Annotated in this window: 17 protein-coding genes and 2 tRNA genes; 7 read left to right on the top strand and 12 right to left on the bottom strand. The window is 40.5% G+C overall.

Going from position 1 to position 22,919, the window contains the following annotated elements:
- Positions 1-44: 44 nt before the first annotated feature.
- The 7 genes from lptB (at position 45) to PREBIDRAFT_RS03945 (ending at position 7,814) form a co-directional block, all read left to right on the top strand.
- Positions 45-875 carry an LPS export ABC transporter ATP-binding protein gene (gene lptB / locus PREBIDRAFT_RS03970; RefSeq protein ID WP_004338622.1) on the top strand — a complete coding sequence of 277 codons (831 nt, stop codon included), beginning with the start codon at positions 45-47 and terminating at the stop codon, positions 873-875.
- Positions 876-1,020: 145 nt separating this feature from the next.
- Complete coding sequence (gene tig / locus PREBIDRAFT_RS03965; protein WP_004338623.1) at positions 1,021-2,388, top strand: trigger factor; 1,368 nt, start codon at positions 1,021-1,023, stop codon at positions 2,386-2,388.
- A 183-nt stretch (positions 2,389-2,571) separates the two neighbouring features.
- The gene (gene clpP / locus PREBIDRAFT_RS03960; RefSeq protein ID WP_004338624.1) at positions 2,572-3,237 is read left to right on the top strand and encodes an ATP-dependent Clp endopeptidase proteolytic subunit ClpP; all 666 of its coding nucleotides are present in this window, start codon (positions 2,572-2,574) and stop codon (positions 3,235-3,237) included.
- An 11-nt stretch (positions 3,238-3,248) separates the two neighbouring features.
- Entirely contained in the window at positions 3,249-4,484 is a 1,236-nt protein-coding gene (gene clpX / locus PREBIDRAFT_RS03955; RefSeq protein ID WP_004338625.1) for an ATP-dependent Clp protease ATP-binding subunit ClpX, read from the top strand.
- A gap of 110 nt (positions 4,485-4,594) precedes the next feature.
- Complete coding sequence (gene recQ / locus PREBIDRAFT_RS03950) at positions 4,595-6,778, top strand: DNA helicase RecQ (RefSeq protein ID WP_004338626.1); 2,184 nt, start codon at positions 4,595-4,597, stop codon at positions 6,776-6,778.
- A 167-nt stretch (positions 6,779-6,945) separates the two neighbouring features.
- Positions 6,946-7,086 carry a hypothetical protein gene (locus PREBIDRAFT_RS11580; RefSeq protein WP_004338627.1) on the top strand — a complete coding sequence of 47 codons (141 nt, stop codon included), beginning with the start codon at positions 6,946-6,948 and terminating at the stop codon, positions 7,084-7,086.
- A gap of 218 nt (positions 7,087-7,304) precedes the next feature.
- Complete coding sequence (locus tag PREBIDRAFT_RS03945) at positions 7,305-7,814, top strand: nitroreductase family protein (RefSeq protein WP_004338628.1); 510 nt, start codon at positions 7,305-7,307, stop codon at positions 7,812-7,814.
- Positions 7,815-7,942: 128 nt separating this feature from the next.
- Here the strand turns inward: PREBIDRAFT_RS03945 and PREBIDRAFT_RS03940 are convergent, their stop codons facing one another.
- The 12 genes from PREBIDRAFT_RS03940 to guaB all read right to left on the bottom strand — a co-directional run bounded on the left by PREBIDRAFT_RS03940 (position 7,943) and on the right by guaB (position 22,637).
- Positions 7,943-10,141 (bottom strand): C10 family peptidase, encoded by a 2,199-nt coding sequence (locus tag PREBIDRAFT_RS03940; protein WP_004339281.1) that lies wholly within the window; start codon positions 10,139-10,141, stop codon positions 7,943-7,945.
- Between the two features lie 31 nt (positions 10,142-10,172).
- Positions 10,173-11,819, bottom strand: a complete 1,647-nt coding sequence (locus PREBIDRAFT_RS03935) for a thiol-activated cytolysin family protein (protein WP_004339279.1) — start codon at positions 11,817-11,819, stop codon at positions 10,173-10,175.
- 602 nt (positions 11,820-12,421) lie between these two features.
- On the bottom strand, positions 12,422-12,655 hold the full coding sequence (locus PREBIDRAFT_RS03930; protein WP_004338631.1) for a YecH family metal-binding protein: 234 nt from the start codon (positions 12,653-12,655) through the stop codon (positions 12,422-12,424).
- 67 nt (positions 12,656-12,722) lie between these two features.
- Positions 12,723-12,797, bottom strand: a tRNA-Val gene (locus PREBIDRAFT_RS03925).
- Between the two features lie 46 nt (positions 12,798-12,843).
- Positions 12,844-12,918: transfer RNA gene (locus PREBIDRAFT_RS03920), tRNA-Val, on the bottom strand.
- 123 nt (positions 12,919-13,041) lie between these two features.
- Positions 13,042-13,980, bottom strand: a complete 939-nt coding sequence (locus PREBIDRAFT_RS03915) for an IS30 family transposase (protein WP_036875421.1) — start codon at positions 13,978-13,980, stop codon at positions 13,042-13,044.
- Positions 13,981-14,175: 195 nt separating this feature from the next.
- A complete protein-coding gene (mutL, locus tag PREBIDRAFT_RS03910; RefSeq protein WP_004339277.1) occupies positions 14,176-16,119 on the bottom strand; it encodes a DNA mismatch repair endonuclease MutL in 1,944 nt (647 codons plus the stop codon).
- 10 nt (positions 16,120-16,129) lie between these two features.
- On the bottom strand, positions 16,130-16,459 hold the full coding sequence (locus PREBIDRAFT_RS03905) for a hypothetical protein (RefSeq protein ID WP_004337747.1): 330 nt from the start codon (positions 16,457-16,459) through the stop codon (positions 16,130-16,132).
- A 16-nt stretch (positions 16,460-16,475) separates the two neighbouring features.
- Positions 16,476-18,365, bottom strand: a complete 1,890-nt coding sequence (locus PREBIDRAFT_RS03900) for an OstA-like protein (protein ID WP_050772592.1) — start codon at positions 18,363-18,365, stop codon at positions 16,476-16,478.
- A gap of 50 nt (positions 18,366-18,415) precedes the next feature.
- The gene (locus PREBIDRAFT_RS03895; protein ID WP_004337745.1) at positions 18,416-19,876 is read right to left on the bottom strand and encodes a peptidylprolyl isomerase; all 1,461 of its coding nucleotides are present in this window, start codon (positions 19,874-19,876) and stop codon (positions 18,416-18,418) included.
- Positions 19,877-19,890: 14 nt separating this feature from the next.
- Positions 19,891-21,024 carry a peptidylprolyl isomerase gene (locus PREBIDRAFT_RS03890; RefSeq protein WP_004337744.1) on the bottom strand — a complete coding sequence of 378 codons (1,134 nt, stop codon included), beginning with the start codon at positions 21,022-21,024 and terminating at the stop codon, positions 19,891-19,893.
- 128 nt (positions 21,025-21,152) lie between these two features.
- Entirely contained in the window at positions 21,153-22,637 is a 1,485-nt protein-coding gene (gene guaB, locus PREBIDRAFT_RS03885; protein WP_004337742.1) for an IMP dehydrogenase, read from the bottom strand.
- Positions 22,638-22,919 lie beyond the last annotated feature (282 nt).

The raw sequence follows: 22,919 nt of genomic DNA, 5'->3' as shown, positions 1-22,919 counted from the left end.
CCAATTAAATTTCTTACATTTGCAAAATAAAGTAGAACTCAGAAATGAACGAAACAGAAGAAATTGTAGTTCGCCCAGAAGGAGAAGGAAGTGTTCTCCATACCGAAAATCTTGTGAAGAGATATGGTAAGCGTACAGTAGCTAATGGTGTTAGTATTAATGTGCGGCAAGGCGAGATTGTGGGATTGCTAGGTCCTAATGGAGCAGGCAAAACCACTTCTTTCTATATGACAACAGGGTTGGTAGTTCCTAACGAAGGTCATGTATATATTGACGATAAAGAAATAACCAAATATCCTGTGTACAAACGTGCTAAGGCAGGTATAGGCTATTTGCCTCAAGAGGCGAGTGTGTTCCGCAAAATGAGTGTGGAAGACAATATTATGAGTGTGCTTGAGATGACCAAGCTCAATCGTGAAGCGCGTATTGAGAAGATGGAAAGCCTTATCCGTGAGTTTCGTTTGGAAAAAGTACGCAAAAACCTTGGCGATCGTCTTTCTGGTGGTGAGCGTCGTCGTTGTGAGATAGCACGATGCTTGGCAATCGACCCTAAGTTTATTATGCTTGACGAACCTTTTGCTGGTGTCGACCCTATTGCGGTGGAAGATATTCAGCATATCGTATGGCGACTCAAATTTCGCAATATTGGTATCCTTATTACCGACCACAATGTGCATGAAACACTGAATATTACCGACCGTGCTTACCTCCTCTTTGAAGGTCGTATTCTCTTTAAAGGCACCCCTGAAGAATTAGCTTCTAACAAGGTGGTGAAAGAGAAATATTTGGGAACCGATTTTGTGCTTCAGAAAAAAGACTTCCAGTTGCTCGATGAGCGTAAACGTGCTCAAGAGGCAGAGATGACAGGCTTATAATTCGTTTTTTATACCTTATTAATTGGCTGTCGCTTAAAAAATTACTATCTTTGCACCTCATAATAATCTATGGCACGTTATGTGCTGATAGTTTGTCAATGGTTTTGATAAAAATAATAATAAATAATATAATAAATAGCTAGAAATGAACATTTCATTTGAGAATCCAGACAAGATCAATGGCTTGATGACCATTGTTGTTGAAGAAGCAGACTATAAAGAAGAAGTAGAAAAAGCTCTCAAAGACTATCGCAAGCGTGCAAACATCCCTGGTTTTCGTCCGGGTCAGGTGCCAATGGGCTTGATTAAACGCCAATTTGGTACACAGCTCAAGATGGATGCTGTCAACAAACTCCTTGGCGAGAACCTACAAAAGTATATTGCTGATAACAAGATTCAGATGTTGGGTCAGCCAATGGCTTCTGAAAAGCAAGATGCTGTAGACCTAGAGAAAGAAGCACCATACACCTTTATGTTCGATATCGCTGTAGCACCAGAGTTTAAGGCTGCATTGAGTGGTAAGGATAAGGTGGCATACTACGAGATTGAAGTTGACGACAAGATGATCGATCAGCAAGTAGAAATGTTCCAAAGCCGTGCAGGACACTATGATAAAGTAGAGGAGTTTGATGCTGATAAGCGTGATATGTTGAAGGGTGATCTTCGTGAGCTAGATGCTAATGGCAACACGCTAGAGGGTGGTTTGACTATAGAGGGTGCTTCTTTGATGCCACAATATATTAAGGTGGAAGATCAAAAGAACTTGTTCAACGGTGCTAAGCTAGGCGATATTATCACATGGAATCCATGTGCTGCATATCCAGAGAATGATGCGGAAGTATCTTCTTTGTTGAAGATAAAGAAGGAAGAAGTGGCAGAACACACAGGCAACTTCTCTTATCAGATCACTGAAATATCTCGCTTTGTTAATGCAGAGAACAACAAGGAACTATGGGTTAGCGTTTATGGCGAAGATGCAAAGATTGAAGATGAGGCAGCTTTCCGCAAGCATATTGCTGATGGTTTGGCAACACAGCTAGAAGGCGACTCTAACTACAAGTTTATCCAAGATGTTCGTACACACATGGAGAAAAAGGTTGGTAAGCTAGCTTTCCCTGACGAACTACTAAAGCGCATCATGCTTGCTAACAACCAAGAGAAGGGTGCTGAATTTGTAGAAAAGAACTACGAAAATAGCATTAAAGAGCTAACATGGCACTTGATTAAGGAACAGCTTGCAGTGGCTCAAGGTATTAAGGTTGAGGATAAGGATATTCGCGATAGCGCAATTCAGATGGCTCGTGCGCAGTTCGCACAGTATGGCATGACTAATGTTCCTGAAGAATACTTAACCAACTATGCTGATGAGATGCTAAAACAGCGTGAGAACATTGACTCTTTCGTTGAGGCTGCACTTGATCGCAAGTTGTCTGAGAAGCTAAAGGAAGTAGTTAAATTGGATAAGAAGACTATAAGCCTTGAGGAGTTCAACAAACTTGTAAGCGCAAAATAAGACTTATTTTTTAGGGAAAATAATCCCTTATAATATAGAGGTTACCGATTTTTTTCCTTATCTTTGTGTTAGATATAATGAGTTATGCCCCCTAGAGGTGGCACAATCTTTGTAAATATCACAGGCGATAGGAGAGGTCAGTAACCTCTATTTTTGTCTAATTTAATAAAGGAAACAATAAGAATGAATGATTTTCGAAAGTATGCTACACAGCATCTAGGGATGAGTGGTATGGTGATTGATGATGTGATAAAAACACAAGACCAGTATCTTAATCCTTATATTTTGGAGGAGCGCCAGTTGAACGTTACCCAAATGGATGTTTTTTCACGTCTGATGATGGATCGTATTATCTTCCTCGGTACACAGATTGACGATTATACTGCTAACACCTTGCAGGCACAGCTACTCTATTTGGACTCAGTAGATTCTGGTAAAGATATTTCTATCTATATCAATTCTCCCGGTGGTAGCGTAACTGCTGGTTTGGGTATTTACGATACTATGCAATTTATTTCTAGCGATGTTGCCACCATTTGTACAGGCATGGCAGCTTCGATGGGTGCCGTTTTGCTTGTAGCAGGTGCAGAAGGTAAGCGTTCGGCTTTGCCTCATAGTCGTGTGATGATCCACCAACCATTAGGTGGTGTACAAGGTCAGGCATCTGATATAGAGATAGAAGCAAAGGAAATTCAAAAGTTTAAGAAAGAACTGTATACCATCATTAGCAACCATTCGCACCAATCTTTTGAGAAAGTTTGGAACGACAGTGATCGTAATTATTGGATGACAGCCGACGAAGCAAAGGCTTATGGTATGATAGATGAAGTTCTAATACGTAAGAAGTAAAAAGGGGTTAGATGGCTCAGAATAAATGTAGTTTTTGTGGAAGAAATGAAAAGGAGGTAAAACTCCTTATCAATGGTTTACACGGACATATCTGCGACGACTGCGCACAGCAAGCTTATCGCATCTTGACGCAGGCAGGTGTGGTAGCAGAAGAGCAGCAAGCAGATGGTGAAAAGTTCCAATTAAAGGAAGTGCCAAAGCCACAAGAAATAAAGCAATATCTCGATGAATACATCATTGGACAAGATGAAGCAAAACGCTATTTGTCGGTTTCGGTGTATAATCATTATAAACGTTTGCAGCAAGAGAAAGGCGATGATGGTGTAGAGATAGAGAAGAGTAATATTATTATGGTGGGATCGACAGGTACGGGAAAAACCCTCCTTGCACGCACCATAGCTAAATTGCTCGATGTTCCTTTCACCATTGTTGACGCTACCGTGTTTACAGAGGCTGGTTATGTGGGCGAAGATGTAGAGAGTATTCTCTCTCGTTTGCTCCAAGTAGCTGATTATAATGTGGCTGCTGCCGAGCGTGGCATCGTTTTCATTGACGAAATTGATAAGATAGCCCGTAAGAGCGATAACCCAAGTATTACGCGTGATGTAAGTGGTGAGGGGGTTCAGCAGGGTATGTTAAAATTGCTCGAAGGTACGATGGTCAACGTTCCACCAAAGGGCGGTCGTAAACATCCTGATCAAGACTATATCCACGTGGATACAAAAAATATCCTTTTCATTTGTGGAGGTGCTTTCGATGGTATCGAACGCAAGATTGCTCAGCGATTGAACACACACGTTGTAGGATATAACTCTGTACAAAATGTGGCTAAGATTGATAAAAAAGACTTGATGAAGTATGTGTTACCACAAGACTTAAAGTCGTTTGGTTTGATCCCTGAAATCATCGGTCGTTTGCCAGTTCTTACTTATCTTAATCCGTTAGATAAAGAGGCTTTGCGCCGAATATTGGTGCAGCCTAAGAACTCTATTGTGAAGCAATACATCAAACTCTTTGCGATGGATGGTATCAAACTAAGTTTCACAGAAGAAGCACTCGATTATATTGTAGATAAAGCTGTAGAGTATAAACTCGGAGCACGTGGTTTACGCTCTATCGTGGAATCGGTAATGATGGACGCTATGTTTGAAATTCCTTCACAAAAGCTTACTAGCTTTGAGGTAACCAAGGACTATGCCGTTGCACAACTCGATAAGTCGCATCTTCAAAAGATGACGGCAGAATAATTTTGAGATAAAGAACATCTAGTGAATGGGTATTATTCCCATTCCTAGATATTTATTATTTACATCGCAATACCAAATAATACGATAGCACTAACACTGATTCTATTCACATGACTAAAGAGGTAAATCTTATTGATAATCTGAAACATTACTTTGGTTTCGACAACTTCAAAGGCGAGCAAGAAGCAATTATACGTCATCTTTTAGCGGGATATGATGCTTTTGTTCTTATGCCTACAGGTGGAGGTAAGAGTCTATGTTATCAGCTTCCATCGCTCATCATGGAAGGCACTGCAGTGGTGGTGTCGCCACTTATAGCACTGATGAAGAACCAAGTGGATGTTATCAATGGTATAAGTGAAGGAGATGGTGTAGCTCATTACTTGAATTCTTCGCTTAAAAAAGCTGAGGTTGACAAAGTAAGAACCGATATTCGTGAGGGTAAAACAAAATTGTTGTATGTTGCTCCCGAGTCGTTAAATAAAGAAGATAACATAGAATTTTTAAAAACTGTCAAGGTAAGTTTTTATGCTATTGATGAGGCTCATTGTATCTCTGAATGGGGACACGACTTCCGACCAGAGTATCGTAAAATCCGCAATGCTATCGAAGTGATAGGAAGAGCACCTATCATAGCCCTAACCGCAACAGCCACTGCTAAGGTGCGTACGGATATTGTACGCAGTTTGGGCATAGAAGGTTGCGCCGAATTTAGAAGTTCTTTCAATCGTCCAAACCTTTATTATGAAGTACGTCCTAAAAAGAGTGAGGACGATACCAATAAACAAATCATCCGTTTTATTAAACAGCATACAGGCAAGAGTGGTATTATCTATTGCCTATCGCGCAAGAAAGTGGAAGAACTTGCTGCCGTATTGCTGGCTAACGATATAAAGGCAGCCCCATATCATGCAGGACTTGACTCGGAAGTACGTTCCAAAACACAGGATCAATTTCTAATGGAAGATATTGATGTTATTGTGGCTACCATAGCCTTTGGGATGGGTATCGATAAGCCTGATGTGCGTTTTGTGATCCATTACGATATTCCTAAAAGCCTAGAGGGCTACTATCAAGAAACGGGACGAGCAGGGCGCGATGGCGAAGAGGGCATTTGTCTTGTATTCTATTCTCGCAACGACCTCAAGAAGCTAGAGAAGTTTATGGAAGGCAAGCCCATTGCCGAACAAGATATTGGTCGTCAGTTATTGCAAGAGACGGAGGCATACGCAGAGTCGTCGGTGTGTCGTCGTAAATTATTGCTTCATTATTTTGGTGAGGAATATCCTAAGGAAAACTGTGGTATGTGTGATAATTGTCGCCACCCCAAAACACTCATTGAGGCGAAAGAACCTTTAAAAATTGTGCTAGAAGCCATTAAAGAATTAAAGGAAAATTTCCGTCAAGAGTATGTCATCGACTTTGTAAAGGGCAGAGCTACTGACGATCTTCGCGACCATAAACATGACGAACTAGCGTTTTTTGGTGCAGGTGAGAAGGTAGATGTTAAGATGTGGAATCCTGTAGTACGCCAAGCATTGCTGTTGGGTTATATAAAAAAGAGCGTAGAAAACTATGGTATTTTGAAGCTCACAGCCAAAGGTGAACGCTTTATCAAGTCGCCAGAGTCGTTTATGATCGTCCTTGATGCCGAATTTAAGGACGAACCGAATGATGCCGAGGCTTACGGTGGTGGGGCGGTACTCGATCCTGAGCTTTTCTCTTTGCTAAAGGCTTTGCGTAAAACGGTGGCACATAAGCACGATGTTCCTCCTTATGTGGTGTTCCAAGACGTATCGTTAGAGCAAATGGCAATGATGTATCCCATTAACGAGCAAGAGCTTCAGAATATCCAAGGGGTGGGTGCTGGTAAGGCAAAACGTTATGGAAAGGAATTTTATACCTTAATTAGTAAGTATTGTGAGGAAAATGAGATAGAGCGTCCTGAAGAGCTTCGTGTGCGTACGGTAGCTAAGAAGTCGATGCAAAAGGTGAAGATTATCCAAAGTATAGACCGAAAAATTCCGCTCCATGATATTGCTTCTAGTGAAAGCTTATCATACGAAGCACTTTTAGCAAAGATCGAAGAGATAGTATATAGTGGCACAAAACTCAATATAGACTATGAAATAGATGAGGTGTTTGATGACGATCAGATAGATGATATTTATGATTACTTTATGGATAGCAAGTCTGATAGTATTGATGACGCTATGGACGAGCTAGACGGTAGCTTCTCTGAAGATGAAATACGCTTGGCACGTATCAAATTCTTGTCGGAGATGGCAAATTAAAAGCAAACTTATTTTATCAAAGTGGAAGGCTAAAAATATAAGGGGGGTAACTTTTAAAGTCGTAAGATTTAGGAGTTTCCCCCTTTTTGTTTGCCTTATATTTTGTAGTCCTTCCTATTCATACATTTATGTAGTATGAGTAAATCTTAATCTAACGAATAGACAAAATGAACGATATAAATTTTATAGCCATCGACTTTGAAACAGCTACAGGTAAGCGTGCTTCCATTTGCGAGGCAGGTATCTACCATACGACACGCATCACCGTGCAGGCGATGATGCCGAAATCTGCGCCCAACTGTTCTTAAGAGAAATAAAGAGTGCTGGGTGGGTAGCGTTGGAAGAGATGGTATATTGTAAAGGAAAGCTATAGTTTCTGTCATTTTCTTTGCAGCTCTCTATCTTTTCTTTGTGTGCAAAATATATAGTGCTTAACCATTTATCACGGTTTGGGCTATTTTCATTCGTACTTTTCTCTGTATCTTTGCTCTCGAAAGAAGTTTTTTTACTATTAAAAATTATACTTATGGACTTTAAACTATTATCGGCAGAACGTTATTCGTGCCGTATTTTCAATGATAAACCAGTGGACGAAGCACTCATAACGGATGTGTTGAAGCTTACCACACTAGCACCTACAGCCGTAAATTATCAACCGCTGAAATTCTTTGTTGTGAGAGATGAGGCTAAGAGGCAAAAGCTAATCGAAGCAGGTAACATCCGTTTTGTGGCTCCCGTGTATATTATCTTAGCGGAAGACGAAAGGGCAGCATGGGTGCGCCGTTACGATGGACATAATTATGCCGATATAGATGCTGGTATTGTAGGGGGACAACTTCTGCTGGCTGTTCACGAAGTAGGCTTGAGAACAGTATGGGTGGGATCGTTTGATGCCCCTAAGGTAAAGGAGGTTTTCCCCGAGCTGACCAGCTATACGCTTACCGCTGTATTCCCTATTGGTTATACCGATATTGACGAACCAGCCCCTCGTCATTTCCTTAGAAAAACCATTGAAGAGCTTAGTGCGGAGCTATAGAAAAGCGATTGATTTGTAAAAGGTTATCTTTCTTTTCTATGTTAAGTTTTTTCGCAACAAAATAAGCCCTGTATAGCGCAAAAATCGCTATACAGGACTTATATTATCATTATTCTATCCCAGCTATTTTAATAAATATATAGACTGTAATCTTCTACTTCACCATAGTTGAAGCGTTCACAAGGATCGGCATATCCTCCCTTTTTCATCGATACACGAACGCGATAATATTTACGTCGGGTTAAGTTGCTTGGAAGCTTAAAGTAGCCATAAATAGACATCTTATCGACTTTTTCAAAAACAAGTTCTGAGTTGTCAAATTCTTTATCATTATTGGCATCAATCCATATTCTCCAATACAAATCCTCACATGAATTATCAACGCCACTCAGTGTATAACGAAAGCTATAACCAGCATAACCAGAAGCCACCTTACGGTTATAATAATTGGTGTAAGAAGAAGCACCTGTTAAGTTTACCATACTACCTAATTGAACACTACGAATATATGCCTCTTGTGGATAGATAGATCCACTCTTGCAATAATCTGTAGGTGTTGGGGTTGGGGTAGGGTTAGGAGTAGGCTTTGGATTAGGGTTAGGAGTAGGTTGTGGGGTTGGTGTAGGAGTTGGATTTTGCTTCTCAACTACATAAATATCGTAATCCTCTACTTCACCATACCCAAACTTTCCTGTTGCAGCCGCATAGCCTTCCCAACTCATACAAACGCGAAGACGCGACTTATTGGTACAAGCGGTAGTAGGAATAGTAATATATTGCTGGTAAGGGCTAGTGCTGGTTGTTCTACCATAAGCTACTAACTCGCCATCATCAAACTTTCGGTTACAGTTATAATCAATGTAAGCAGTCCAATATTCTGCATATATGCCATTGGTAAATCCAGGTGTTAAGGATAGCAAATACTTTTCGCCAGCATATACTTTGAAAGGATTAGTTCCGTTATAAGTATAGCCTTGGCTGCTACTGCCTGATGTGCGGCTCTGACTTCCAAGCGATATATTCTTGATATAAGTGGTATGCCCACTTTCGCCCCATGCTTTTTCATACCCTCCGGGTGCGGGAGTAGGCGCGGGGTCAGGGGTAGGCTCTGGAGTAACGCCTCCTGGAGGAGCAAAGTTGATGACGATAGATTGGTTCCAATTAAATCCACCACCTGTTCCTCCGCCTGTTCCAAGCGAACCAGGATTAAGAGCATTAAGCCTAAAATAGTTGTCGGACATACCTCCCCAACCCCAATTAAAATGGAAATAACTGCTGCCCCAATAGCCATCACAAACAAAAGAGTGTGCTCCTCCTGTGCCACCACCGCAATACTGAACTGGACGTCCTGCACGTAGCTCACGTAAAACTAAAGCTTCCCACTGTGCTGCCGTATAGTTGTCTCGATTGGCATTAGTAACATTTGAAGGATATTTGTAATACTTCTTCAATACATTAGGAACATAATACTGCCACGTACCGCTACCATTAGGCGAGAAGCCCATATCTAGTGCCACAGCAACTCCATAGCAGAATTTTGCAACATCATCATTATAATAAGTCAATCTACCCTCTGGCATATTATCCCAATTAATTTGATAATTATAGTCAAACGATAGGTATCCATAATACGAGTTGTATCCATGCTTTCCTTGACCACTCTTTGGATACTTATAATGGCGCATAATCTGTGCTGTAGCAGTAGCAACACAACCTACAGGACAGTTTCTTGGGCAATACGTATTGTAGTAAGGTTGCTGATTCCAATGAATGTCACCCAAGATAGGTTCTATCTGCGCACCACCACTAGCACGTGTTACAGCTATCGGCTGCAAATCCTTTTCGCGCATTTGCTCTGTTGCCGATGTTGGCTTTAAAGTTTTGTTATAATACTTCACTTGATTAGCCAAATCGCCCAACATAAAGCCAACCCCATCAGGAATGGCTTGTGGCGTAAAAGCGGTATTAAAGGAGAAACCCAAAACAGGGGTTGTAACTTTCGACCCTGATACGACTACAAAGCTAGTAGAATCTAGGTTTACAACATAATAGGATGGGTGCTGAGTAGCAGAGGCACGTGTCTGTCCAGGAAGATCGGTATACACTACTTTAAATTGTCCTCCTGCAGCTGCACGTGTTACTGTGCTTTGTTCTCCATTGTTTTCTACAAACTTCTTCGCTATTTCTATTGCTTCATCAGAAGTAATATACAGGTCCGATTTAGGTTCTGATGTGCTTTGATGCACATCATCAGCACAAGAAGCAAAGAAAAATAAGCCTAGCAATACCGCAAGACAGCTTCTTAAAAAAGATCTTAAATTATACATAATCTTATATTTTTAATTACACATAGGACAATTATTTAAAATATATATTACTAATAGTAAACTGTGTATCTACCTTTACTCCTCTTCCATAGCTAGAAACAACGAAGTGTGGCTCACCACCTTTATACTTAGCAAGAAGATCAGAGATAGAATACTCTTGATAAGTTTCGCTATAGTCTTTATCATTCTTAGCTATAATACGAGCATCATAATCGCGCATATGTGTATAAATGCGGACACGGCTATTCATAAAATCGGCAAAGTTTTCACTAGCAGGCTTCTTAATAATAACCTCTGCTCTCTGACCATCTATGGCTGTAAAGTTAGTTCCTTTTGCAACATTATAATAGTTATGACGACCTATATTAAAGATGTCGTTAAGCTTATTTCCATTGTATGATGCCCATGCTGTACCATACATTTCAAATTCCTTACCAACTTCGCGAAGACGATTGCCCTCTGTACCTTTTAGTCCAGACAATGCTATTTCGATACGCATCTCTTTAAATTCTGGAACAAAAGTCTTAGAGACTACATCATATTCATTATTGTTCATAACCTTACAGATAGCGTTATCAGCAGCATAACGAAGTGAGAAGCTAATAGGGGTAAGATCTTGTACTTGAGGATCTACCTTCATAAACTCCTTAAAGCCTACTAAACCATCTATCAAAGGCATTGCCTGAGATGTATGATTGCCACCGATAATAGTAACATGTACTTTACTATCATCAAGCACTTTACGATATTGCTGCTCTAACTCAATATTCAAGTCAATGGCTTTCACGGCAAAGTTGAGTGCTGCTCTTACTTCATCAACACTGTGCTTAGTATCAATAGTCATCAACACCATACGACCATACGTAATATTACTTACATAAACAGGTTGATAATTTTCAAGGATATATGGATTAACCGCAGTAAAAATCGTAGGAGTGCGTGGGAAATCAGTAGTAACCGTGTATTGTTTTTGGATAAATTTTGCCAAAATATGGTTTTCGTTTCTATTAAAATCAAAACCTAAATTAGCACCTACATCCACTTGTTCGCTCTTGAAAGTAGCACCAAGCTTGGCCATAGCTTCTTTCTCCGAGGTAACAGTCTCAAGACTTTGCATAGATGTAACCGCACCTTTCTTAAAATTGAGACGCGCCCACTCATTAAAGACTGTACGATAATCGCTCATACGAGGGTTAAAAAGTGTATGACGAATAGCCGTAGGATCTTCGCCTTTCTCTAGCACCTGACTAATAGAGAAAGTAATCTCACCCACTTCGGCATCTGTAATTGGAGCATAGGTTCCATCTTCAATAGACTTACCTCTAAGCACACATCCTGGGTATAAGATTTCAGCCTTAGGGTCTAATACGATTGTTTCGTCCCATGCGTGGGAAGCCTTGTAATGTTTTTTGTTTATAACCCAATAACCTGGTACTCCGTTTTCTACACCCGGTATCTGCTCTGTGCTTAATCCTTCTGTAGGACTTCCTATAGCTGCACGAGTGGCAGGGCCGCCTTCTCCGGGCTTTACTAAACGAGAAAGGTAATCCTTAATAGCTTGAGGATCTGTAATTCGCCCTTCTTGTTGCTGGATCATTGCAGGTTCGTCAACATTTGAACAGCTACTTATTCCTAATAGCATCGCTGCTGACATTAGAGGAATGATTGTTTTTTTCATAATTCATAATAATTTAGATAATTATATTGTATTTAAAAATATCTAGAGAGTTCGGAATACTACTTCAGTAGTTCATCATTACTGCCATATATTTATTACTGAAAAGGATATAATTACTTCGATTAAACAAACAACCGAGTTATAGCGAGTATACGACTAGAGGTAAGCAACTCTTTATCCTTTCATTTAAGGCATACTATCGTAAGACCAACATCACCTTATAACTTTATAGAGAAAGCCCCTTTTTTATGTTCACTTGTTAGGGTAAAAATCTCTAGTTACTAGTTTAGGGTGCAAATATATAATACATATCAAAATTACTCAAATTATTAATACCTAAAACTTTTTCATGTTTGTTTTTTTTAATATTTTTGCAGCCAAAAAAAACAAAGTATCACATATATACATTTTAGTTCTGCTATTTTAACATTAAAACAGCCATTCTTCACTAAAATGTAACAATAGCTAAAATAAAAGAAAGACAAAATAGCAAAAAAACAGATAGAGATAATAAAAAACAGCATATAAAAAGAGATAATCTCAATTTATATGCTGTAGGAATATCATTGATAGTGTATCTTAAACACTAACAACAGAAGTGCTTAATGATTGCAGATCTTAGTAGTATCTACTGTGAAAGCATGATCATTAGCAAACAAGAACTTACCCTTCTTTGCAAGAAAATCTACAATTTCAGCAGCAGTCATACCTTCTGCAGAGCAAGTATGAAAACGCTCGTCCGTGCCAAACTTTTCTTCAACAGCCTTAACCAACTGTTCCTTACTTTCATATTGATTGCCCTCCATCATATGGAGAACGTCGTGTCCATGTGCCATTTAACATTTACTTTTAATGAATAAAACAAAAAAAGCCTAGCAACAATGTTGCAAGACTCGTCTTATGTGGGCGTTGACGGATTCGAACCGCCGACCCTCTGCTTGTAAGGCAGATGCTCTAAACCAACTGAGCTAAACGCCCGAAAGGGAACTTTTCAGATATTACAGCTTTTGACTTTCTTTTGAAGTGGGCGTTGACGGATTCGAACCGCCGACCCTCTGCTTGTAAGGCAGATGCTCTAAACCAACTGAGCTAAACGCCCGAAACATCTGAAAAGCGAGTGCAAAGATAGGGAGAAAAGATGATATTACCAAATTTTTAATTAAAAAAGTTGGCTTCTTCGAAGTAATAATGCAACTCGTAGAGTCAACTAGCAAGTGCAAAATTATAAAACGTATTTGAAGAATTCACACTTTGGTGTAGAAAAGTTTAATTTTTCTCTCGGTCTTTCGTTCAATTTCTTTTGTATCGACATTATTCTCTTGTCTGTGTAATGTTCAAACGAATCCTTTTTCGGTATATATTGTCTGATTAGTTTATTTGTATTCTCAATAGCTCCCTTTTGCCATGAGCAATATGGATCAGCGAAGTACACGGGTACGCCTAAGAACTTGGTAATGTCCTTATGTGCTGCAAATTCAGGTCCGTTGTCTGTTGTAATGGTCTTCAGACTGTCTTTGTATGGTAGCAGTAGTTTCCTAACTACCTTTGCCAGAGGCTTTGACTGCTTTCCAAATGGCAGTTTCTGCATAAGTAGCATATTGGTGGATTTCTCCACCAGTGTGAGTATGGCATGCTGGTCAGGGTCTACGATTAAGTCCATCTCAAAATCTCCGAATCTCTTCCCGTCAACTTCCTTACTTCTTTCATGGATACTCAACCTATCTTTAATTGGAAGATGTCTGCCCTTGGGACGATGCCTGTATTTCATCTTATGTCTTGTGTGTTTGGCAAGTTCCCCTGTTGTATCATTATGGATGATATTATAAATGGATTGGTGGGATACCTTTATCCCCTCACTCTTGCGCAGATAACCTGATATTTGTCGTGGAGACCACTGATCATTAGTGATATATTCCTTAATCCTCCAGACTAATTCATCGGAGAGCCTGGCGTTCTTTACCGTTCTCTTTCTGCGCTGCATAGCCATATCGTGTGCCTTTGTCCAAATATACTTTCCCGATGACGTACTGTTGCGTTTGATTTCACGCGAAAGTGTTGACTGGCTGATGCCGACGATTGCGGCAATCTCTTTTCTCCCTGTTTTCTTTTGGAGTAAGGCGAAAATTTGCGACCTTTGCTCCGAGATTAATTGATGATACATAAACAATACAAAGTTAGTTAATCTTTGGGAGACAGAGGTCTCCTTTTTTTTATTTGTATTGCTGGTTGTTTCTTTTTCCTCACCGAGAGATGCAGACAACCTCTCGCTACGCTTCGAGAACGTCTGCATCTCTCGGTGAGGGCTACTCTTTTATTGCACTTCGTTTTGGAACTTGCAACTTTCCTTTATTCTTTTCTAAAACCTACTTTCTATATCCTGCTGCTTTAATACGGCTATAATTACTTTACCAGAGGGCGTATAGTTTACATTTTCACAAGCAAAGAGATCGTTAACAAGGGCTTCCATCTCCTGATTGCTAAGCACTTGACCTGCAGGAATAGCTGCATTGTGTGCCAAGCTTGTGGCCAACGATTTATTAATATCTTCTTTTACACTTACCCCTTTTTCGTGTGCAGTACTGATCATTTCTTGCACAAGATTAATAATATTCAAGCCTTCTAGTCCTGCAGGCACACCATTAATAGCAAAGCTTCCACCACCAAGATCATCGAGTTGAAAACCTATTTCTTGCATTTCGATTGATATTTTCTCTAGCACTGTGAGTTCAGTTGCCGTGAGATGTACCACCTCAGGAAACAACATCTTTTGCGTATGTCCTTTGTGTTCGGCAAACTGCTTGAGATATTGCTCATACAATATGCGCACGTGGGCACGATGTTGGTCGATTATCATCAAACCCGATTTTACAGCAGTCATAATATATCGTCCCTTATATTGATAGTGCGAAGGCGATTTTTCTTCAATAATAGCTGCCGCTTCGTCCGACATTTTAGAAGCAATAAGCACCCCTTCATCTTCATGCTTAAAACCTAAACTAGGCAAAAGACACGCTTCCCCTTCTTCGTTTTTATCATTCGCTAACAATGAACCTGCATAAAGTTCCTCCCAATTATCAGAACTTACTTTAGAAAAATCAGCCCTAGAAGTATAACTTTTACTAGAGGTTTTTCCTTGAGTTGCTGCAAAAGTCGTATTAGAAGATTGGCTTCCTCCCTCCAAGAAGCTACTTTCTTTAAAGGGATTGAAGTTAGGATTAAAGTCCATTTTTGGCGCAGAAGCCTCATTTTCAGGATCGAAAACTGGAATATCGGGACGCCCTTCTGTATCAAAGTCTATCGCAGACACATCGTGGAACTTACCTATAGCATCGCGAACAGCCGCCATTAGGATCTGCCAAATAGCTTGTTCGTTCTCAAATTTTATCTCTGTCTTTGTGGGATGGATATTTACATCAATATCCTCGGCTGGCACATTAAAATAGATAAAATACGAAACTTGTTCGCCTTGTGGTATCAATCGTTCATACGCCGACATAATAGCTTTATGAAAATAAGGATGTTTCATATAGCGATCGTTCACAAAAAGATATTGGTGCGCCCCCTTTTTTTTGGACGACTCTGGCTTTCCGACGAAACCATGAATATTGCAGAGCGTTGTTTCCACCTCTACTGGCAATAGTTCATGGCTTAAACGCTTACCGAAGATCTCCACAATGCGCTGTTTAAAGCTACATGCGTGGAGGTTGAACATCTCTGTATCATTGCTGTGCAAGGTAAAAGTAATCGAAGGATATACTAGAGCTATGCGTTGAAAGGCAGTGATGATATTATTGAGTTCGGTAGTATTCGACTTCAAAAACTTTCTTCTGGCAGGTACGTTAAAGAACAAATTTTCTATTAAGAAATTGCTCCCTACTGCACACTGACAAGGCTCTTGTCCCACAAAACTACCACCAGAAATAGACAAGTGGCAACCTAACTCATCGCCCTCTATGCGTGTTTTCAACTCTACTTGAGCCACAGCTGCAATAGAAGCGAGTGCCTCTCCACGAAACCCCATTGTATGAAGCGAGAAAAGATCATCAGCTTTACGAATCTTAGAGGTGGCATGGCGTTCAAAGGAGAGACGAGCATCAATTTCTGACATACCCTTACCATTATCTACAACTTGTATAGATGTTCGTCCAGCATCAACTACTAGTACTTTGATAATTGTAGCTCCAGCGTCAACAGAGTTCTCTATCAACTCTTTAATAACAGAAGCGGGACGCTGAATAACTTCACCTGCTGCTATCTGATTAGCAACACTATCGGGTAATAATTGTATTATATCGCTCATGCAAAAAACTCTATGAAAAACAAAAATAAATAGACAGTAACAATACGATGAGTAACAAAGCCATCATACCCATAGGCATTATACGAAGAAAATAGGTGGACTTTAGGTGATGATTACCCGTGCGAAAATTCTCTCTTACACGTTCAGCCATCTCCTCTTGATAACTATTTGACGACTCAAAGCTAGGCAAGTCCTTATCAGGACTTGCGGTATTCGTATCAAGTCTAGTTTTTTTCTTATTATGTTTAACCTTCAACTTTTCAAGAAATTCTTTACGTTCATCTACGTAAATGTATTCATGATGAAAGCTGCGAGGTTTTTGATTGAAAAACAAAGCCATCCATTTTTCTCCTTACCTATTTTCCTCCTTCTATGCGCTGCATAGGAGGTGGAGCCACTTGGGCATTGCGCACAGTGGTAGCCGACTTACGCTCGGCTCTACGAAAAATATCCTTTTTATCCTTAGGACGTACCTCCTCAAACCATTCAAAATGAGGAAGTTTCAGTCGTTCAGGGGGGATTTGTGTCATCGGGCTCAAGGTGCCTGTCGACTTTGACAACCATATTTTCTCCAATTGTCGTCGTTTATCCATAAACATACGCAACGTATCAGTCTCAGTATAGTTGTGTCCCATAAGTGTAGTGTCATTCTTTTCCGTGTAATAGTAAATTGCAAGCACATTATCTATTGCATCTACACGACGCACTTTGCCATCGGTAAAGAAGGCATGCATCGTTTTTGAGGACAATTGGTTATAATGAACTTTATCGTGCAACTGCTCTATGGAAAAGGCATTTCCAAAGACATAAGCTTCTCTCACTGTAGAGTCGTTCATATAAGCACGAATAGAGTCGCCCACCAACTGTCGTGAACCGTTCCACACAATAGGATAATCATAGAGCGTTATCGTAGAGTCTTTCGTATTTGAAACTAAGAAACCACACACAGCCTGAATATCTGTGCGATAAGCACGAACATTATTCACGCCATATATCTTTCGATACATCTGTGGAGTATTCATATTAAAACCTTTCATGCTGATGGTGTCGGCATGTACATGAAGCGTATCCTTGCTCTGTGAAAAATCCATTGCCTCTGCACCAGGAGTACCTCCAAAAGCAATGGCAGCAGAGTCGGTATAGTGTACATAATCGCCTTTAAAAGCATGTTTTGCCTTATGATCAATGAAATAAACATTGCCTCGTCCCTCACCTTCATGTGTCTTATCGTTATAAATAAGGTCGCGCCCCGTGATGACACGTTGTTTTTTATCATCAACAATCTTCACATTTCCATGTCCTTCGCTATGTCCTGTCTTGGAATTGTATATCACAGCATCGCCTGTTATAGTACGTTGCTCTCGATTATCTATAACTTTCACATTACCCTGACCTTCGCTATAGCCAGTTTTTGCATTATAGATAACATCCTCACCTGTTATGATGCGCTTGTTCACCTTATCTACAATCTTCACCTTTCCATGTCCCGTAGCATCGCCCGTACTACTATTATAAGTAATATAGTCGCCTTCCACATCGCGTTGAGGAGAAGTAATTGTAGAGCGACCGTTAAGTGTCATATCGTCCGACTTACTATTATAAGTACCGTCATTGGTATGCACCACCTCACCTTTTGCTGTACGAATAACGGATGGTCCCATAACATGCAACTCACCTGTTTCCATATTACCCTGAGCTGTAGGGGTGTTGATTTTATATTTTGGGGTGCGCATCACTACATTACCAGAAAAGTTGGCATCTTTCGTCTCTGTATTATAATCGCCCTGATCGGCTATTATCGTGGTATTACCATATACTAAAGTGCCACGCCCACCAAAATAGTTGGCAACCTTTGAGGTCATATTATAGTCCAAACTATCACAACGAAGAGATCGTCCGGGCGCACGTAACACCACAGCACCACGTGCCCGCATCATCTGACTATACCCTTCGTAATAAGCACGCTGACTATCCATTATCACGCCATCTGGACGCGTTATATGAACGTTTCCAAATGCAGAGAAGCTATTTTGCACATTATTTAAATAAGCACTATCACATCGAAGCGTAGAACCTTTATAACGCATCATAACGTTACCTTTTGCCACCTGTACATCGGGTAAATCGTTCTGATGATGACGTAAAATATCAGCACGATCCAAATAAACCTTAGCTCCCTTCGACTTATCTTTTGTTTGTGCATGTAACCGCCCAGCCACACAAGTCCCAAAAAGGCATAGAACCATCATTATAATAATTCTATGCCCAATTATTGCTTTATATAAACGATTTAAAATCATCTAACCCAACCTTCATATTGATACTTGCCATTTCTATATTTAGGCAACATTCTCACATAAGTATCTTTTATTTTTTTCACCACCCAATCGTGAATAACTTCCTTACGTCGCTCTGCTAACACAATATCTTTCATCTCTTGGAAATCTTCTGTAATAGATGCGCGATGCTCTGGTGTACGCGATTTTAGCTTTACAATAGCACAAACCACCTTGCCCCGAGCATTAGCCATAGTGAACGGTGCAGAGATTTCATCTACTTTCATCGTGTCGACCACACGTGCTACCTCTGTAGGAAGGTCTTGCATGCGGAAGCGTGAGGTACGCGAACTTGCTGTAGAGTTAACCATCAAGCCCTGACTATTCTTCGTGTCTTTATCATCTGAAACGTAAGCCGCTGCCGCTTCAAAGGTAAACTTCTTTGCACGAATATCATTTCCAATAGAGTCGAGACGTGCTTTTGCAGCATCAATAGAAGCTTGCGAAACCTTTGGTTTTAACAAGATATGGCGCACATTAATCTTATCACCCCGCTTATCAATGAGCTGAATGATGTGATAACCAAACTCGCTCTCTACGATCTTAGATAGTTTCTTTGGATCTGTAAGGTTGAAAGCGGCACCAGCAAAAGCAGGATCAAGTGCTGCACGACCAATGAATCCTAGCTCACCACCTTGTCGAGCCGACCCAGGATCTTCAGAATAAAGGCGTGCCAATGTTTCAAAAGAAGTTTCTCCCTTGTTCACACGATCGGTATAATCGCGTAATTGGTTTTTTATTCTGCTTACTTCTTCTTTCTCTATTTTAGGAGTTTGGGTTAATATTTCCACCTCTACACGGGTTGGAATAGTAGGAATACTATCGGCAGGCAATTTCTTAAAATACGCTCTCACTTCAGCAGGCGATACTTTTAAGTCGGAAACCAACTGCTCTTGCATCTTCTGAACAAGCTGTCTGTTCTTGTAATCGTCGTGCAAATCCTGACGAATTTGTGCAACACTCTTACGCTGATATTCCTCTAACTTCTCTTTAGATCCTATCTGTGGCAATGAGATCCAATAGTTTATCTGTTGTTCTACACCTTGAGCAATCTCGCTTTCGGAAACACTGATACTATCCAAAGCTGCCTGATGAAGGAAAAGTTTCTGAACAGCTATTTGCTCTGGCACAAGATATTCAGGATCGCCATCCCATTTCATTCCCTCTGCTTCACCCTGCAACTTGGTGATCTCTACTTCCGATAGCAGGATAGGTTCATCGCCTACCACCCAAATAACTTCATCAATAGTGTTTTTACCACTAACATAAGTGTCTGCTACTTGCTTAGCAGTATCCACTTTGGTGGTATCGCTCAACGATAAAGGACTCTTCTTTGCGCTGAAAGCGCCAGCCTGAATGCCCATTACGGATAGTGCTGCCCCAAAAAGCAACATACCTGTCTTTGCTTTATTTATCTTCATCTATTTTAAATAACTTACTTATGATTGATAGCCGACAACACTTTCTTATTGACAACTACTTTATATTTTCTTTTTAATTCTTTTTCCCAACCTTTTTCGAGCGACTGCTGATAATCGTTTTCCACGAGCGGAAGTACCTCATCAACCGATTTTGGCACATCGCTTTTGCCTTTCAAAACCCCTCGATATTCTTTCCTATGTTTACGAAAATAGCGTTCGAGTTCTGACCTGTTATTAGCTAAAATTCCCAATTTTTGATGGGTAATAGCAGTTACTAATAATCCATCGCATACCTCTCGTTTTAGGTTTTCATCAACAGCCGTTGCTCCTTTTGTATCTAAACTAGGTGCTAAAACGACAGTATTCACAGACTGACCTTGCTGCTGACGGATAATCTGCTGGCGCAAGTTTGCCATTTCTAGCTGTTTGATCAATCGTGGACGCACCACCTCATAAGCTGGATATTGCTCACGAGCATACACCTTTAATATATGAAAGCCAAAAGGAGAAGTCACTGGAGCACGCAGCTCGCCTGCCTGCATAGAGAAGAGAGCTTTCTCCACTTCCTCTAAAACTTCATTTCTTCCCACTACTGCAAACACGCGTCCTCCTTTGGTTTGTGAATACTTCTTGGCAAGCGTTGCAAAGTCGGCACCACCTTGTAGCGCACGATAAACCGAGTCGGCTAACACACGTGCCTTGTCTTCTTCATACGCTGTAGCATGCTGGTTTATGCGGATCAATATCTCGCCATAACTCACTAAGCCACCGTTGCCTTCCACCTCTCTCCGCTCCTCGTTATACAAACGGCGAGCATCTTGCTCAAGACTAGCCGAGGGGGTGCTAACAGTAGGTATGGAAACAGGCGCAACAGTTGGAGAAAGCAAAGATTCTACTTGCTCATTAAATGAAGCAGTCTTGTCTAGCCGTGCCTCTTCGGCGGCTGCTACTTTCTGCTTATAAAGTGCATATTGTTTAGCAAAGTTGGCTATTTTAATATGCCGACCATTCTTATTATTTTTTTGATAAGCATACTCAAACTCCGAACGCGTAACAGCTTTGCCGTTAATCGTCATAACAATAGAATCTGTTTGAGCTATAGCTTGCAATCCTATCATTGAGAGAAGGAGTAACATCTTTATTTTCATACGTACTTAATATCAGAGTACAAAGATAAGGATAAAATACCATAACTCACAAAAAACAACGATCCCTCTCTCCTAATTTTCACATAGAAGAGAGGGATATAACTTATTTTTTAATTTTATTAATCTTATTATTCGTGGCGAGAGTAGTTTGGAGCCTCACTGGTAATGGAAATATCATGAGGGTGGCTCTCTAGCACACCAGCATTGGTAATGCGTGTAAACTTAGCTTCGTGAAGTTTCTCTATAGATGCCGAACCGCAGTAACCCATACCCGAACGAAGTCCACCAACGAGCTGATAAACCACTTCTTGCACTGTGCCTTTGTAAGGCACTCTACCCGCAATACCCTCTGGTACAAGTTTCTTCACATCATTAACATCGCCTTGAAAATAACGATCGCGTGAACCATTCTTCTGCTCCATTGCTTCCAAAGATCCCATACCACGATAGCTCTTAAACTTACGACCATTGAAGATTATGGTATCGCCGGGACTTTCTTCCGTACCTGCTACCAATGATCCAATCATAACCGAACTACCACCTGCCGCCAATGCCTTGACAACATCACCAGAATAGCGCAAACCTCCATCAGCGATCAATGGCACATCGGTGTTTTTCAAAGCTGAATATACATCATAGATGGCACTCAACTGTGGCACACCCACACCAGCAACCACGCGTGTAGTACATATAGAACCTGGTCCTATACCCACCTTAACAGCATCGGCACCATTCTCTATTAAGAACTTAGCAGCATCGCCAGTGGCTATATTTCCTACTACTACATCAAGATTAGGGAAGGCGGTCTTTACATCGCGAAGCTTACCAATAACGCCTTGAGAATGTCCATGAGCAGTATCTATAACAATGGCATCGACACCAGCATCGACCAACGCTTGCGCACGTTCCATTGTGTCAACCGTAACGCCTACACCAGCAGCCACACGCAACCTACCTTTCTCGTCCTTGCAAGCCATAGGTTTATCCTTAGCTTTGGTAATATCTTTATAGGTGATCAAGCCCACAAGATGATTATTATTATCTACTACGGGGAGCTTCTCTATCTTATTTTCCTGCAAAATATCGGCAGCTTCAGCCAAGTTGGTCTTTTGATGAGTTGTAACAAGGTTCTCACTAGTCATCACCTCATCAATACTCTTATCCAAACGACGTTCAAAACGTAAGTCGCGATTGGTAACAATACCCACCAAATGGTTGTCATCATCTACCACAGGAATACCTCCAATGTGATATTCTGCCATCATTGCCAAAGCATCTCTTACTGTACTACCACGACGAATAGTAACAGGATCATAAATCATACCATTCTCCGCTCGTTTTACGATTGCCACTTGGCGTGCTTGTTCCTCTATCGACATATTCTTGTGAATAACACCGATGCCTCCTTCGCGTGCAATAGCAATAGCCATAGCACTTTCTGTAACAGTGTCCATAGCTGCTGTTACGAAGGGAACATTCAGTTCGATATTACGAGAAAACTTGGTTTTTAACTGTACTTCCTTAGGAAGCACTTCTGAATAAGCGGGGATTAATAGGACATCATCATAGGTCAATCCGTCCATAATAATCTTTTCTGCAACAAATGAAGACATAGTAAGTAAAAATTTTGTTGCATGCAAATATACTAATTACCCAATAATTAACAAAAAAACAGGGAATATTTAACGCTGTCTTTAAAAGAATTTAACTGAAGATCTTTCTAAACGCGTAACAAACATTGTTACTACACAAAAATGCGTATTTACACACTTTTATGCAATGGCCCACAAACTACTAAGAAAACATTATATAACGATATAAATAATACTTTTTCTTTACGTTGCCCAAAGTTTTATAAATAGAAAGTGCCTAGTACTTTAGCTGAAGTTGCAAAA

The sequence above is a fragment of the Prevotella bivia DSM 20514 genome, assembly GCF_000262545.1.
GTDB lineage: Bacteria > Bacteroidota > Bacteroidia > Bacteroidales > Bacteroidaceae > Prevotella > Prevotella bivia.
This window is presented reverse-complemented; position numbering and strand designations above follow the sequence as displayed.